This window comes from Ruegeria sp. BHSA162, assembly GCF_059613385.1.
The window spans coordinates 1-14,124 of record NZ_JBXWSK010000084.1; the positions used below are offsets into that span (position 1 = coordinate 1).

Below are 14,124 nucleotides of genomic sequence, written 5' to 3' on the forward strand. Positions count from 1 at the left end.
ACGGCCTCCCATCTGCTTTTCGAAGCCTGCATTGAAAGGGGTGTCTACAAATCCTGGACATAGGGCATTGAAACGGATTGCATGGACAGCGTAGTCGGCTGCCATCTGCCGGACCATCGCAACAGCAGCGTGCTTTGTAGTCGCATAGGCGATCATACCGCGGTCATATTGAACCCCAGAATTGGAGGCCGTGACGATCACGCTGCCTCCACCTTGTGATTTCATATGGGCGACGGCTGCACGCGCGGCAATGAAGTGAGCGCGGACATTCAATGCCCAAGAAGCATCCATTCCATCTGGTTCCACTTCTTCCAGCGTTCCTTCGATCTGCAACCCAGCGTGAGAGTGCAACACGTCAAGCCTTCCGAAGTTTTTAACTGCTTCGTCTATGGTTCTGGTAAGGGCATCGTCATCGGTCACATCAAGCTGTATGGCAGATGCTTGATTTCCCTGCGCTACGATCGCGGCCACAGTGGCTTCAGCAAGGGTTGCATCGCGATCGGTTACCACAACATGCGCACCCTCTTGTGCCATTGCCATTGAACCCGCCCGACCAATTCCTGATCCCGCGCCCGTCACGAGCGCGACTTTACCTGCAAGCCGCATGTCACTTGGCTCCTTTATTTAATTATTCGATTTTGAGGCGCCTCGGCGCAAAAGCAGCTGCGCTGCTACGAGCAACAAGAGCGACGCGCCCATAACCATAGTGCCGATGGCATTGATCTCGGGTGTTACGCCGCGCCGGATGGATGAGAATATGTAGATTGGCAGGGTTGTTTCTGAGCCAGCTACGAAGAACGCGATGATGAAATCATCAAATGAGAAAGTGAAGCTGAGGAGGAAGCCTGCCAAAATTGCCGGTGCTATCAACGGCAGGGTCACCTGTCGAAAGGTGCCCCAGGGCGTCGCAAAGAGGTCAGCCGAAGCTTCCATGAGCGCGCGGTCCATACCCGATAGCCTTGCACGTACGATGATTATGACCAGCGCCATTGTGAACATGGTGTGGGCGGCGACAAGCGTGGGCATCCCCATGGAAAGTTGCGGGGGATTTGCTCCATCGGGCCATAGGCTTGCAAGAAGCGGGTTTAGCCAGCCGAATACGGTGACCAGGGCAATGAGTGTCGCGATGCCGATGACGATACCGGGTATCATTATCGCAATATAAATCATCGCATCAAACAAAGTTCGGAGCCATCCCTTAACCCCTTGTAAAGCGATGGCCGCCATGGTTCCGAGAGTGGATGCGAGGCAAGCAGTTATGAATGCCGCAAGCAGACTGGTCTCGAGCGCGTCCATTACAAATGGGTTGTTCAGCGCTTTACCATACCATTGGGTCGAGAACCCCATGAACTGGCTTGCGTGTCGTCCGGCATTAAAGCTGAAAAGCGCGATGATGCCGATTGGAATATAGAGAAAAAGGTAGACGCAAATCGCGTATAAGCGCATCGGACCCTCACATCAGCGAGACATCTTCGCGCTGGCCACCCAGGCGTGAGATGAATTTCATGTAAATTGAGACAGTGACAAGCATTACGACAACCAGAGTCATTGCGACCGCCGATCCGTACGCCCAGTTCCGAGACTGCAGGAACAGGTCCACCAGCGCATTTCCGACGAAAAAGACCTTTCCGCCGCCCAAGATCGCTGGGATCAGAAACTCGCCCATCAGCAAGATGAAGACCAGCATGCAGCCAGTTGCGATACCAGGTACCGACAAAGGAAGTGTCACCTGACGGAACGTACGCCATGGGGTAGAGCCGAGATCAGCCGATGCTTCCAGAAGGCGTTTATCCAGTTTGTCTAAGCTTACAAAAATCGGGAAAACCATCAGAGGTAGATACCCATAGACAATCCCGACAAGCACAGCGAACGGCGTATTTATCAGGCGGATATCATCGATGCCGATCGACTCCAGTAAAGCGGGCAAGCCACGCCCCCCAAGGATGAAAATCCAAGCGTATGACCGGATCAGGATCGATGTCCAGAACGGCACGATCACTAGGATCAACAGCGAAGTTCTCCACTTTGGTGAACAACGCACTGCAAGAAAGTAGGCGAGCGGGTAGGCAATTACCAACGCAGCGATAGTCCCCAGAGGTGCAAGGATCAAAGTGTTCTTAAACGCCGTCCATCGCGCAGGAAGGTTGGCATATTGTTCCAACGTGAACGCTGGAACGTAGCCCCCGGCGGCACCCCGTTCGCCAAAGGAAAAGACGAAGACGACCAGCAGAGGAAGGGCTAGCATTACCAAAAGCCATATTCCTGCTGGAGCCAGCAACAGTGCTTTTCTGCCTCGTTCGGTCATTTTGTCCTCGTCTTTTCCGATATTGGCGGCCTTGCCGCTTAGGCCGACTTGAAGCGGGCGAGCAACTCGGCACGGTTTGGATCGGTTAGTGTAGCCGCCGCGCCGAACTCGAGTGCATTCAGAAGGTCAGCTGCCGGATAAAGGATCGGATCTTCCAGTAGTTCCTTCGGCAGCAACGCATTGGTGCGAGCATCAGCCGATGGATAGCCGTGAGCGAGGACTTCTTTCGCATTAACTTCCGGGTTCAGCAGGAAGTCGATCAAGGCATAAGCGGCATCCATATGGGGTGCGCCCTTAGGAATAGCGTAGTAGTCGGACCAGAGTTCACCGCCCTCAGTTCCCAGAACGTAGGCGATTTCAGGCATGTCGACATTCATCTGCTTGCCGTCACCTGTCCAGCACATCGTCATCCAGGCGTCACCGTTACGCATCGGTGGCTGATAATCCGACGAGATTGCAAACAGATGCGGTTTGGCATCCAGTAACAATTTCTCGGCATCCGCCAGTTCCTTCTCATCGACCGAGTTGAAGGAGTAGCCGAAGTATTTCAGGGCATTACCGATGGTGGTGAGTTGGTAATCATGCACCATTGTCCGGCCTGAGTAACCTTCCATAGTAAGGTCCCAGAACTCTTTCCATGTGGTTGGAGTCGGAGCGCCGTCAAGCTTGCTGGTGTTCACTGCAAAGCCAGTCGTGCCCCAGTTTTTTGGGACCGCGTAAAGCTGGCCATCGACAGAACCGGCATCGGAAAAGCGCTGTTCGAATGAACCTGCGTCGTAGTTTGGCAGTTTGGACGTATCGAGCGGGATGATCAGATCTTCACCCACATACGTAGTGATCGTGTAGTTGGTTGGAACGAAAACGTCCCAGCCAGACCCTCCAGCCTGTAGTTTTGCCAACATCTCTTCATTCGAGCCAAAAACATTGACCTGAACATGGGCGCCAGTGGCTTCCGTGAAGGCTTCGAAGTTCATCTCGTCATGGTAGTTCGGCCATGTGGCGAGGATCACTCGGTCGCCAATGTCCCCGGCAGCAAATGCCGGGCGTGGACGCAACCCAGGAATGGCCGTGCCCAGAACGGCCGTTGCCATCCCAAGACCTGTCACGCCTAAGAAATGTCGCCGTGTAACCGAACCCTTTTGGTACCGGCGAAGCTCTTCCATGAACTTTTGCTTGGAAATAGTCCCATTATCCTTGGTCATTGTGAACCTCTCTGTTGTTGGATTGCGGGATTTGTTATTTTTCCAGGATCAGCAGTGCGCCTTCGCCCCATGAAACAAAGGCCTGCTCTCCTGCATTGAACGTCCCCTCGTTCAATTCCGCTTGCCTTGGCACAAGTACATGGAAATCACCCAGTGCTTCGTTGCGCGCAAGGTATTCTGTGTGCTCCCCAAGGAAGATCCGATTTTGAATGGTAACTGGCAGAGCGATTTCAGCTGTGGGTAGCGCGCGGGTCAGCGTGATCTGTTCAGGACGGATACTAACGCACACTTCCTGCCCTGCATCTATTGAAATCTCCGGAGTTCCGTGCACCTTTTGGCCACTCGCTAAACGCACAGTGATTTGGTCGGTTGCTGAGTCAGTCACAGTTGCATCAAAGAAATTTGAGGTGCCTACAAATCCAGCCACGTAGCGGCTGCGGGGCATGTCATAGAGTTCGCGTGGGCTGCCAACCTGCACAATACTGCCGCCTTCCATCACACAAATTCGGTCGGACATTGAAAGCGCTTCTTCTTGGTCGTGCGTGACGAGGACAAAAGTTATCCCTAGTTGTCGTTGCAGGTTCTGCAGTTCAAACTGCATTTCTTTTCGAAGCTTTCGATCCAGAGCAGCCATTGGTTCATCAAGCAGCAAAAGCTTGGGCTCGTTTACGATCGCACGCGCCAAAGCGACGCGTTGCTGCTGACCACCAGACATCTCCCAGATGCGACGTGGGCCAAACCCACCAAGACGGACAGTTTCCAGCGCTTGCTCAACCTTTGTCGCGATTGTTTGTTTGTCTACGCGTGGTCGTTGTTGGCGCAGGCCGTACGCGATGTTGTCGAACACGCTTAGGTGAGGAAAAAGAGCATAGTGCTGAAACACCATGTTGACTGGGCGATGGTGCGCATCCAAGTCGTTGACGACTTCTCCATCGAGCAACACCTGACCTTCAGTAGGCTTCTCGAAACCTGCCAACATTCTAAGCGCAGTGGTTTTGCCGCAACCAGATGGGCCTAAGAACGACAGGAACTCTCCTTTCCCAATGGAAAGATTCAGGTCTTTGGCGGCGACCACATTCCCGAAGGTCTTGGTCACTCCTCGGAGTTCCGCAATCGTCTGCATGGTGACGCTCATGTCAAAGCTCATATACTGCCGTTTTCCTTTTGCTTGATTTTTTGGCATTTGTTGGCATACCACTCAAACAAGGAAAAAGTAACAATAACTCGGAATAACTGTATATACCACAATTGGGGTATAGAAGTGCTTTTCGAAAATCTGGAGCGACGTGTGTACGATTGGATGGAAGAGGCCGGCAGGGTCGTGGAGAAGATCGGAACCCCAGAATTTCCATGTGCTTTGGCAGATGGCTTACGGCAGGTCGCACCATTTGATTTTACGGTGGTGTTTGGCCATGTCGGAACCGAAGCACCAATAGACATTCACGACGATTTCCCCAAAAGCAAGCGGCGTATTTTTGTTGAGGATTACCAAGCCGGGCCCTACGTACTTGATCCATTTTTTTTGGCCGCGACAAAACCAATAACACCGGGTCTGTACCGCATGCGCGATATCGCACCGGACAGGTTCTATCAGGGCGAATACTATCGCAGCTATTACAAAAGGACTGGGTTAGCAGAGGAGATTGGCTACTTTATCGATATCCCAGGCGTTGGGATGGTTGTGGTCTCGCTCATGCGAGCAGAGAAGCCTTTTTCCGCCAAGGAAATTCGTCATTTGCAAGCTCTATGGCCGCTCGTTCGGGCAGCCTGTTGCAAACATTGGAGTGACTTTCCAACGATGGCCCGCGGCGCCGCAGCGAATGGCGTTAGTCGTCGCGTTGATCTAGCATTCCAGGCATTTGGCGATGGCGTTCTGACGTCACGAGAACGAGAAGTCGTTGAGTTCACATTGAAAGGCCATTCGGCAGAAGCTGTTGGCACAATTCTCGGCATCTCTCCAGGCACAGTCCGCATCCACAGACGCAACATTTACGCGAAACTTAGGATCAACTCGCAGGGTGAGCTTTTTTCAAAGTTCATTGAAAAGGCTCTTTAGAAGGTTCCTTGAATACCCGCTTTGTCCGTTTTGCCGACCTTGCTACCTTGTGACCCGGAAAACACCAAACATTTGGACGGCACTGTCTGATAGCCAAGGAACCCAAAGGGAGAGGGTTGGGACGCCCGGGACCCAAGTTGGGCTAAATTAATACCCGAAAACGCTTTCGGGCCATTGTCTATCTAACCGGATCAGCCGTTTTAAAAATGGCTTCAAGATACGAAAGGCAAAATTTCATGGACGCACCAGTTATCCAGTTGATTTTTATGCTCATCTTGCTGGTTGTCGTGATCTGGCTTTATATCCTGCCGATCACGATGGCAGGGCGGCGCTACCGGTCTGGTTTGATCTGGTTCCTGATCGGTCTGGTTGGATCACCCCTTTTGGCTATTCTTTTGCTGCTGGCTCTGGGTGACGCACCCGAACAACCAACAACCTAATTTTGGGACGATACCATCTGACACTCAAAAGGGCTTAACCGGAGGGTATCTGGACGCTCGTGAGCCATAACGTCCTGCTCAGCATGTTATAAGGGTGCCAATTGAGACACTATACTTCAGGCAGTGAAGACAACTAATCCTTCTCACTCTCCACTACCGTGTACTGTAAACCCAAGGTCGGCCGATTTATTTAGAGAATCATAGACCGCTTTGTCCCGCATCACAGTCATTCGAACAACCTTCCGCGAACTACCGCTTCGAGCCCACTTTGACCGATGCTGCTCTATGCCCCAATGACAGCAATGCGCAGAAAGCAGACTTTGCAAAGTCCGGTTGACCACATTGTCCACCAAAGGCGACAGTTCTGCTTCGCGACTGGGCTATACATAGCCCTCAAAGCGTATTGTTTGCGGGACTTCAGTTGCACCGTTTTCCTGAGCGAGTAGGGCGCGTGCTGACGAAAAGGTAGCAAGCGCAAAAAGAACAAGAAGGGCCTTTATCATCGTAGCGCCTCGGATCCGGGTTTTGAACTTGGGCCGGGGTTCACAAATGATCGCCCCGGCCAGCGTCAGGGCAAACGAGGTAGTTCTTGCCCTGAAACATCGTACTTTCGCCTAATTTAGAAGATCACCGACGATGCCGACGGCATCGACCACGGTAGACAGGTCATTCGTAACTTCGAGGACTTCGTCATCGACCAGAATGTAGCGGTTTCCTTTGCCCGGCTCCCCAAGCTTCCATTTGGAAAGGTCCCCAATATCCTCGAACTCCAGGTCAGATGGGAGCTTGGCACCGCGCGTGTAGCGCTTGATCTGTCCAGGTGGTACAGCTTTTGGGCCTTTGCCGGGTTTGTCTTCTATCTGAATGCTGACATCACCGTTCTTGCCCCCCTTGTTCGGCTTTTTACCCTTGTTGTCTTTGGCATGGGCATCGCTGCCTCCAAGGATGAAAAACACAACTGCTAAGGCTGCAAGAATTCCGTATGCAATCTTCATAGATTGTTCCTTTGCTTCCCAACTTCATTCGACCGGCGTTGAAAATTCCGGCACGCGCTTGATCTCTCTTAGTTGCCCTTTGGCACACCCCTTAGTGACTGCCTTCACCCCGCATTAGAAAACGATCCGGGTTCTTAGACCGAACAGGGTAATCCGGTCCTGATCGGGATTTAGAAGCGGGTCGGAAATGAATTGTACCGATGGCGTGATCTGCAGTCCGGGTGAGATTGAAAAGCGGTAGAAAGCTTCAAGCGTGAACTGATCGCCATCTATGCCTCTTGCTTCGGCCCAGTTTAGGCCCAGACCGGCCAAATCGGTGTTGCGACCATAGTAACCGAGACCGGCAGAAATCGACCGTTCATAAAGCGCTGCGGTTCCCTTCGAGGCCCCTGCACGGAAGAACGGCATCCATTTATTGTCAACAAACCATGCGGCGGAAAACGCTGCACCGTAATCTTCTGCTCGACTGCCATCGTCAGCCGCATCCGCATGCCAGAGGGTCAGATGGATATTGTCGAAGTAGATGCGATCAAAGCCGGACGTGTACCCAAGTTCGAGCGACTTGAAGAGATTGCCGTCGCTAAACACATCAAAGCTTGGATCGGACGGGTCGGCGTTTGCGTCTGATACGCTGGCAACGGCGTAGAGGTTCTCGCTCAGCTTTACCCCACCGGCAATACCAAGGCCTTGGTTGGGCGTGTTGATTGTCGGGTTGGTATTGAAAGACAGGTTTTGAAAACCACTGTAGGGGCTTACCAACCCGTAGATATCCACAAAGTCCGTTACATCAATCTGGCCGACTTGCAGCGCCCACGACCCATTCTCAGCCCTTTGGGTCCAGAACAAATTGGTCAGAAGCAAACCGTTGTCATTGAAGGCTGTTCCCGTGATTGAAAGGGCTCCGCCATCCAGCCCGAGAAATTGCGGAGCAACGTCAGTATAACTGTGCCTGTCTTCGATCTTGAATGTCAGAGACCCCCGTTCAGTTGCCTGCCAACTGCCGTAGAACCGCGCAATTCCGCTGGCTGCTTCGCCGGTTCCCAGATCAGCATCCGTGGTTTGGCCGAATGCCAGGTAGTCAATGTTGAACCGAAAACCACCCTCAGCCAGTCGGTCTTTCCACTGAAACCAACCCGGTGCGATGTTGCGTGGAAAATCGGAACGATATTGCGGATCGGTGAGCCCGTCTCCGGGCGCAAGATCGGCTTCGACTGAAGATGGCCCGGATAGTCCCTGAGCCGACGCTGCGCCAGCAAATGCAATGCTCAATGCGGCAACCAGAAGTCTTATCATTTTGACGCCTGTGCCCCACCGGTCTTGCGATTTCCTGCCGCGCGGATGCGATCAGCAGCACGCTGCTTCCATTCCAACCTGTCTGCCTCGGTTTCCAGAGTTTCGACACGTTCCGCCTCTAGCTGGAAAGTCGCATTCATAGGCATGAGGCCATCCACAACCATCATATTATGAACGGAAGGATCGATAGTCAGCGTGCCTGTCAGCCGAACGGGTTCGTGGAAATAGCTAGGCGCCCAGTCCCCGTTCAACCGCACACGGATCATCTGGTTAGGCGGAGGTGGAGGCATGTGGCTGCACATCCCTCTTTCTGGCACCAAATACGCCACAGGCCGGCCGTCCGGATCGCTTGGAGCAGGAATGGCAAAGCCCGCGAGTGTGATTGTTCTGCCGTCGAATTGCGGGTTTCCGCTCGTTCCAGCCTTTCTTCGACGTTCAGTCACAATCTCGCGCTGATCGAGTAACCAGTCGACGTCAATCCCATCAGCCGCCAAGGCATCCTCAGTCTCGGTCAGAAGCTCTTGCCATTTCTGCCTCTCTTCTTCGCTGCCACTATCCTGCTGTAACTTGCCGCGCAGCCGTACGACGTAAAGGACATCGTCGAATTGTTCGGCGCTAAGTTCGCGATAGGGGTCTTCAAAGACCTGCGCAGACGGATCTGGCAGGTCTGCCCAGTCCAACGCGGTTCCAGGCGTCGCCGCAGCATCATGACCGCTCAAAACCAACCCTGCGAATACTGCGGAGCAAAACCAATTTCGCATGAATGCTCTCCGGCTGCCTTATCTGGTCAATCCAGTGTGTTTTTGTAGATCACACCGTCCTTCATGATCAGGCGGATTGTTTCTGGGCTTTCAGGCCTCGGGTCGGCCCCAAACCATTGATCACCCGTACCAACCACCGAGAAATCTTCGAGCGGATTACCGTCGATCAGCAGGATATCCGCATAGGCGCCTTCCTCGATCACACCGAGCTTGCCAGCCGTGTAAGGGTTCGAAAAATCGCCTGACAAAGCTACGACCTCACCGCCGATTGACGTAAGTGTCACCATCGACTGGTACGGTCCGAAGAACTCGTTATTGAGATGTTTTTCATAAGCAATCTGGATGTTGCATGCTTCCACTGATCCCACGCAATCGGTCTGAAAGCCGCGTTTTACCGGGCATTCCTTCATATTCGGAATGTAGTTCGCGAAAGTCGCGGACGCCGATATCGCTTTCGCGAGGCTCTTGGGCTCGTTCTTGACCGATGGGATATCCAACAAACCCGGATCAAAAGCCGTGAGGTTAGTCGTTATGTAAGCCCCTTTCTCGTTCATAATCTCGGCAATCTCGCAATCGAAGGAGAAGCCGTGTTCAATGGACATTACACCGGCCTCAAGGGCGTTCATGATTGCTTCCTTGCGGTAAGAATGCGCCATGACATAGGTGCCGTATTCGTTGGCAACCTGAACGGCAGCTTCGATTTCTTCCTTGGAGCCGGCGAGCAACTGCCATGGGTCAAACGCCGAGATCACCCCACCCGACTGCATGAATTTCAGCTGTGTCGCCCCCATGCGCATGTTATTACGACCATACAGGTAGACATCATCGACACCGCTGACTTGTTGCGCCATGTTCAGATTACCGAAGTTGGTCTGTCCGCCCGGCGGCGAGGTGAAGGATGCGAAGTCAGCGTGGCCGCCGCGTGTCCCGAGGAACGCGCCTGACGCATAGTGACGTGGACCGACGATCTGTCCGGCGTCGATGGCCCTCCGCAGACCGCCGTTGGCGCCGCCAGCATCTCTTACAGTCGTAAATCCTTGCATCAGGTACATCTCGGCCATCCTGGTTCCATGGATGCCAAAATCCTCCCAGGTCGAGTTCGTTTCCATGGAAGCGATAGACGGTCCCATGAGCATGAGGTGTGCGTGAAGCTCAATGAAGCCCGGTGTGAGTGTCCTACCGCCGCCATCGATCACCTCCGCATTGGGGGCATCGATCGCATCAGTTGAGACGACCTTGATAAGGTTGCCCTCAACCAGAACGCTTGCATTTTCGATCCGCTGTTCATTGACGCCGTCGAAGACATGCACGTTGGTAAACAGCGTTTGGGGTTCTTCTTGATCCTGAGCCTGCGCGGTCGCCGAAAAAGAAAGAACTGCCGCGACAATTGCCGTCGAGCAAAGAGACATTCGTAAGCCGGACATAAGTACTCCCTTCATATTCATGTTTTGCCAACTATAGTCTGGAATTCATTGGCTCGGTTGCCCCTTTTGAATTAGGATGTACGAATGTGACTGCAAAAATGGCCACTTCTTAAAGCTAATCCAACAAGGGTTATGAGCTTGCCTTTCAACTCCACCTCCCGAGAGCATAGCGAGGGCTTTGTTCGCCTCTCTTTAGCCGCTCCCTTTCTGCAATATCTCACCGAACGTAAGATCAATCCGCAACCAGCATTGGATCAGGTCGGCTTGAAAGCTGAACTGATGACTAACCCATCCGTGTTCGTTCACTCCGAGTTGGTTTACGGCTTGGTAAATGCTTTCTCAGAAGTATCAGGGGATCGATACCTAGGACTGAATGTAGGGGAAGCGTTTGACCTACAAGGATGGCCGCCCTTCGCTCAAGCCTTGCAATCTACAAAAACGCTGTTCGAGTTTTTTACCCGCTTTGTTGAGCTCGTGCCGCAGGAGTCCAATTCTGTGCGGCACAGCCTTGTCATTGAAGCAGACAAAGCGACTTATCGTATCGAGAGGCAACAGGAACCAACCGTCCCACCCATTCAGGTGACCGGTTTTGGTGCCGCAATCTATGTACGCCTATTGCAGACCGTCGTCGGAGAGTCCTGGGACTCTTCCCGTGTGCGATGGGAAAGCAGATACATCAATGGGCTGCCTATCGACTACAAAGGGATCGAGGTTGGCCTTGGGACTGATCCCGGAATGCAAATTAGTTTTCCTGTGGAATGGTTGTTTTTGCACCACGTCTCTGAGGGTTCTGCCAAGCCCATAGCATCACTTCGACAAGATGAAGAAGTAACCGTGGTGGCAGCTTTGCGATCTGTCTTACGCGACAAACTGGATGAAACCGATTTGGGACCAGAGATGGTGGCTGGAATGCTGGGAATACAACCGGAACGGTTTCTGAAAGCGCTTCAAAAACAAGGCACAACGCTACCGCGCGAAATCAAACGGCTGCGTATCGATGTCGCCAAGGAGCACCTCAAAGAAGACCAGATGACAATTGCGGAGATTGGTCTGATGCTCGGCTATTCTGACAAGTCCCATTTCACTCGTTTTTTCCGAGGTCAGACCGGAATGACACCGACCAAGTTCCGAAGCAAGTAAATGTGGTCGAGCCAAATGAACGCTTCGAAGATTAGGTCCTCGTGGGATCAGTTCGGAGAAGTTGTAGTGCGACGTTGAACAGGTTAGTCGACGACATGAATGGTTGGTTGCCACCGCCGATACAACCTCTGCAACTGGCCGTTTCGTTGTGTATTTCGGAGTTAGCAAAGCTTGGTTGCGAAGGTCCGCTTCGGGCTGTTGTGGTCCTTTAGAGCAAGAATGCGGATGGCTGCAAAGTCCGCAATTCGGACATCGATCGATTTTCCCCGAACAACCGCTCAGCGGGACTTTCCCGCCGTTCGCCTTGCGCCTCTATACGGCCGCTATCTGCGCATTCCGGACGCTTCTTGCTTCTGAATCGAGGATCGGATTGCACAGAGAGCTGCCTTTGAGCAACAACGTATTCAGGACATAGTTCGGGACGGAATACGATCATCCATTCCGACCTCGCGTGAGGCTGAGAATGCCGCGTCGATTGACCGTTGCGAGGCGACTGCGATGTGCTGTACTCATTGGATCGAGCTATGCGGCCCTGCGTGGAGGATGCGAGGACGTCGCATTGCCATTCTGAAAGATATTTCGACAGTGAGCGAGGACGACGCTTCGCTTTGGATGGAGATGATTGTGCGGATTTTCACATTTCTGCTCTGCACGGCAGCAATTGGTTGTTCCAGCGGCGCGTTCGCCCAAGATAGCGGTTCTGACACGACGCCCAATGCCGTGCTCATACGCGGCGCAAAGATCTTCACAGGATGTTCTCCCGACCTCTTGGAAGGTCAGGACGTCTTCATCGCGGGCCAACTGATCTCGCGTATCGGGCCAGATCTCGAACCGCCAGAGTTCGCCACCGTGATCGACGCCAACGGGCGCGTACTCATGCCCGGCCTGATCGACGCGCATTGGCATGGCGTTTTTGCGACCGCAACAATTGCCCAACTCGCCGCAACCAATGAGGGCTACTGGAACCTTCAGGCCTCGGTCGCACAGCGCGACACGCTCTACCGCGGGTTCACCACAGTGCGCGACGCCGGCGGTCCGATGTTCGACATCGCCCGTGCGACCAATGAGGGGATCATCGAAGGCCCTAGGGTATTCCCGGCCGGTCCCGGCATCTCGCAGACCGCCGGCCATCAGGATTTTCGCCAGACCAAGGATGTGCCTGCTACGCCAGACAAGCTGCATCCCATGGAAACCTCCGACATGTTCTACATAGCGGACGGGATCCCGGTCGTTCTCAAGCGCGTGCGCGAGAACCTGATGCAGGGCGCGACCCAGATCAAGCTGATGGCCGGTGGCGGTGTAACCTCGTCCTACGACCCGATCCACACCAAGCAATTCACGCTTGCGGAGCTGGAAGCGGCGGTTGAGGCGGCGGAGAACTGGGGCACCTACGTCATGACCCACGCGATCAATGACGAGGCGGTGAACCATTCCATCGACGCAGGCGTCAAAAGCATCGAGCACGGGCACATGTCGACGCGCGAGACGCTGCAACGCTTCGTCGAAAACGATGTCTGGCTCAGTATGCAGCCCTTCCTCGACGACGAGGACGCCCCGACCCTGAACACGTTCCAACAGGCGAAGTACAAGTTCGTTACGGACGGCACCGATTTCGTCTATCGCACGGCAAAGGAACTCGGCGTCAAGATCGCCTTTGGCACAGACACGCTCTTCAGCGCCGATCTGGCCGCGCGGCAGGGCGCACAGCTTGCCAAGTTGCAGACATGGTTCACGCCCTACGAGGCGCTCAAGATGGCGACCTGCGACAACGCGGAACTGCTGAAACTCGGGCAGAAACTCACGCCCTATCCGATGGGTCCGCTCGGCGTGGTCGAAGAAGGCGCCTACGCCGACTTGATCCTCGTTGACGGCAACCCGCTGGAGAACCTCGACCTCGTCAGCGATCCGGAGAACAATTTCGACGTCATCATGAAAGACGGTGTTATCTACAAGAACACTCTGGACTAACAAAGTATTGGGCGGCTCGATGTGAAACCGCCTATTCCTACAGTCATTTTGGGTTCCGAACCGTCTTCCAACCGATTTAGTCGGATGTCTGCTCAGTCGGCATTCTGCCCGTTCGTGACAAAAGCTGCATCGGTCGGGAAGGGCTCTCACCCGTCGTTGGCGAGGCCTTGGCTGTCCGTCTGGTTTCAGAAAGCGAACGGCATCTTATGCCGTTCGCCGATCGTTTACATGTCGATCTTCTCGGCGATTGCCAACGCATCTTCGAGCTCGACCCCAAGGTATCGAACCGTGCTGTCTACCTTGGTGTGTCCGAGCAGGAGCTGGATCGCACGAAGGTTGCCGGTCTTTCGATAGATTTGAGCGGCTTTGGTGCGCCTTAGCGAATGCGTGCCGTATGCGACTACAAAGCACGCTGCTGTTGCGATGGTTCGGCAGATGGCAGCCGACTACGCTGTCCATGCAATCCGTTTCAATGCCCTATGTCCAGGATTTGTAGACACCCCTTTCAATGCAGGCTTCGAAAAGCAGATGGGAGGCCGT

13 protein-coding genes and 2 pseudogenes are annotated in these 14,124 nt (G+C 53.7%); 5 read left to right on the forward strand and 10 right to left on the reverse strand.

From position 1 onward, the window contains the following. The 5 genes from AC2FM5_RS16770 to AC2FM5_RS16790 form a co-directional block, all read right to left on the reverse strand. On the reverse strand, positions 1 to 606 hold a 606-nt coding region (locus AC2FM5_RS16770; protein ID WP_496736956.1), incomplete at its 3' end, for an SDR family NAD(P)-dependent oxidoreductase. Positions 607 to 624: 18 nt separating this feature from the next. Beyond that, entirely contained in the window at positions 625 to 1,446 is an 822-nt protein-coding gene (locus tag AC2FM5_RS16775; protein WP_010442232.1) for an ABC transporter permease, read from the reverse strand. A gap of 7 nt (positions 1,447 to 1,453) precedes the next feature. Then, positions 1,454 to 2,305, reverse strand: a complete 852-nt coding sequence (locus AC2FM5_RS16780; protein WP_093962199.1) for an ABC transporter permease — start codon at positions 2,303 to 2,305, stop codon at positions 1,454 to 1,456. Between the two features lie 38 nt (positions 2,306 to 2,343). Beyond that, on the reverse strand, positions 2,344 to 3,507 hold the full coding sequence (locus AC2FM5_RS16785; protein ID WP_093962198.1) for an ABC transporter substrate-binding protein: 1,164 nt from the start codon (positions 3,505 to 3,507) through the stop codon (positions 2,344 to 2,346). A gap of 34 nt (positions 3,508 to 3,541) precedes the next feature. Continuing rightward, entirely contained in the window at positions 3,542 to 4,654 is a 1,113-nt protein-coding gene (locus AC2FM5_RS16790; protein ID WP_496736958.1) for an ABC transporter ATP-binding protein, read from the reverse strand. A gap of 153 nt (positions 4,655 to 4,807) precedes the next feature. Here AC2FM5_RS16790 and AC2FM5_RS16795 point away from each other — a divergent pair, with 153 nt between their 5' ends. Both AC2FM5_RS16795 and AC2FM5_RS16800 read left to right on the forward strand, forming a co-directional pair. After that, complete coding sequence (locus tag AC2FM5_RS16795; protein ID WP_480567270.1) at positions 4,808 to 5,563, forward strand: helix-turn-helix transcriptional regulator; 756 nt, start codon at positions 4,808 to 4,810, stop codon at positions 5,561 to 5,563. Positions 5,564 to 5,799: 236 nt separating this feature from the next. Beyond that, positions 5,800 to 6,003, forward strand: coding sequence for a hypothetical protein (locus tag AC2FM5_RS16800; protein WP_496736961.1), 204 nt, complete (start codon positions 5,800 to 5,802; stop codon positions 6,001 to 6,003). A gap of 614 nt (positions 6,004 to 6,617) precedes the next feature. On the opposite strand, the gene AC2FM5_RS16805 is transcribed toward AC2FM5_RS16800, so the two are convergent. The 4 genes from AC2FM5_RS16805 to AC2FM5_RS16820 form a co-directional block, all read right to left on the reverse strand. Further along, on the reverse strand, positions 6,618 to 6,998 hold the full coding sequence (locus AC2FM5_RS16805; protein WP_170337130.1) for a hypothetical protein: 381 nt from the start codon (positions 6,996 to 6,998) through the stop codon (positions 6,618 to 6,620). A gap of 114 nt (positions 6,999 to 7,112) precedes the next feature. Continuing rightward, complete coding sequence (locus tag AC2FM5_RS16810) at positions 7,113 to 8,291, reverse strand: carbohydrate porin (RefSeq protein WP_496736963.1); 1,179 nt, start codon at positions 8,289 to 8,291, stop codon at positions 7,113 to 7,115. After that, positions 8,288 to 9,052 carry a DUF3299 domain-containing protein gene (locus AC2FM5_RS16815; RefSeq protein ID WP_496736965.1) on the reverse strand — a complete coding sequence of 255 codons (765 nt, stop codon included), beginning with the start codon at positions 9,050 to 9,052 and terminating at the stop codon, positions 8,288 to 8,290. Before AC2FM5_RS16815 ends, AC2FM5_RS16810 begins: the two co-directional genes overlap by 4 nt. A gap of 26 nt (positions 9,053 to 9,078) precedes the next feature. Further along, positions 9,079 to 10,491, reverse strand: coding sequence for an amidohydrolase family protein (locus AC2FM5_RS16820; protein ID WP_254429908.1), 1,413 nt, complete (start codon positions 10,489 to 10,491; stop codon positions 9,079 to 9,081). A gap of 117 nt (positions 10,492 to 10,608) precedes the next feature. On the opposite strand from AC2FM5_RS16820, the gene AC2FM5_RS16825 reads away from it, so the two are divergent. Next, the gene (locus AC2FM5_RS16825; protein WP_496736967.1) at positions 10,609 to 11,616 is read left to right on the forward strand and encodes a helix-turn-helix domain-containing protein; all 1,008 of its coding nucleotides are present in this window, start codon (positions 10,609 to 10,611) and stop codon (positions 11,614 to 11,616) included. Positions 11,617 to 12,201: 585 nt separating this feature from the next. Continuing rightward, positions 12,202 to 13,584: a metal-dependent hydrolase family protein gene (locus AC2FM5_RS16830; RefSeq protein WP_496736969.1), complete on the forward strand. Its 1,383-nt coding sequence runs from the start codon at positions 12,202 to 12,204 to the stop codon at positions 13,582 to 13,584. 224 nt (positions 13,585 to 13,808) lie between these two features. Here AC2FM5_RS16830 and AC2FM5_RS16835 read toward each other — a convergent pair. After that, a pseudogene (locus AC2FM5_RS16835) lies at positions 13,809 to 13,979 on the reverse strand (tyrosine-type recombinase/integrase); the annotation flags it as partial. Between AC2FM5_RS16835 and AC2FM5_RS16840 the strand changes: the two are divergent. Next, positions 13,966 to 14,124, forward strand: a pseudogene (locus tag AC2FM5_RS16840) (SDR family oxidoreductase); the annotation flags it as partial. The pseudogenes AC2FM5_RS16835 and AC2FM5_RS16840 sit on opposite strands and share 14 nt — an antisense overlap.

Excerpts from the sequence above, each read along its gene's own strand:
- AC2FM5_RS16810 (WP_496736963.1), bottom strand. The coding sequence starts at position 8,291 with ATGATAAGACTTCTGGTTGCCGCATTGAGCATTGCATTTGCTGGCGCA.
- AC2FM5_RS16815 (WP_496736965.1), bottom strand. The coding sequence starts at position 9,052 with ATGCGAAATTGGTTTTGCTCCGCAGTATTCGCAGGGTTGGTTTTGAGC.
- AC2FM5_RS16790 (WP_496736958.1), bottom strand. The coding sequence starts at position 4,654 with ATGAGCTTTGACATGAGCGTCACCATGCAGACGATTGCGGAACTCCGA.
- AC2FM5_RS16825 (WP_496736967.1), top strand. The coding sequence starts at position 10,609 with ATGAGCTTGCCTTTCAACTCCACCTCCCGAGAGCATAGCGAGGGCTTT.
- AC2FM5_RS16785 (WP_093962198.1), bottom strand. The coding sequence starts at position 3,507 with ATGACCAAGGATAATGGGACTATTTCCAAGCAAAAGTTCATGGAAGAG.
- AC2FM5_RS16775 (WP_010442232.1), bottom strand. The coding sequence starts at position 1,446 with ATGCGCTTATACGCGATTTGCGTCTACCTTTTTCTCTATATTCCAATC.
- AC2FM5_RS16820 (WP_254429908.1), bottom strand. The coding sequence starts at position 10,491 with ATGAAGGGAGTACTTATGTCCGGCTTACGAATGTCTCTTTGCTCGACG.
- AC2FM5_RS16805 (WP_170337130.1), bottom strand. The coding sequence starts at position 6,998 with ATGAAGATTGCATACGGAATTCTTGCAGCCTTAGCAGTTGTGTTTTTC.
- AC2FM5_RS16795 (WP_480567270.1), top strand. The coding sequence starts at position 4,808 with ATGGAAGAGGCCGGCAGGGTCGTGGAGAAGATCGGAACCCCAGAATTT.
- AC2FM5_RS16780 (WP_093962199.1), bottom strand. The coding sequence starts at position 2,305 with ATGACCGAACGAGGCAGAAAAGCACTGTTGCTGGCTCCAGCAGGAATA.
- AC2FM5_RS16800 (WP_496736961.1), top strand. The coding sequence starts at position 5,800 with ATGGACGCACCAGTTATCCAGTTGATTTTTATGCTCATCTTGCTGGTT.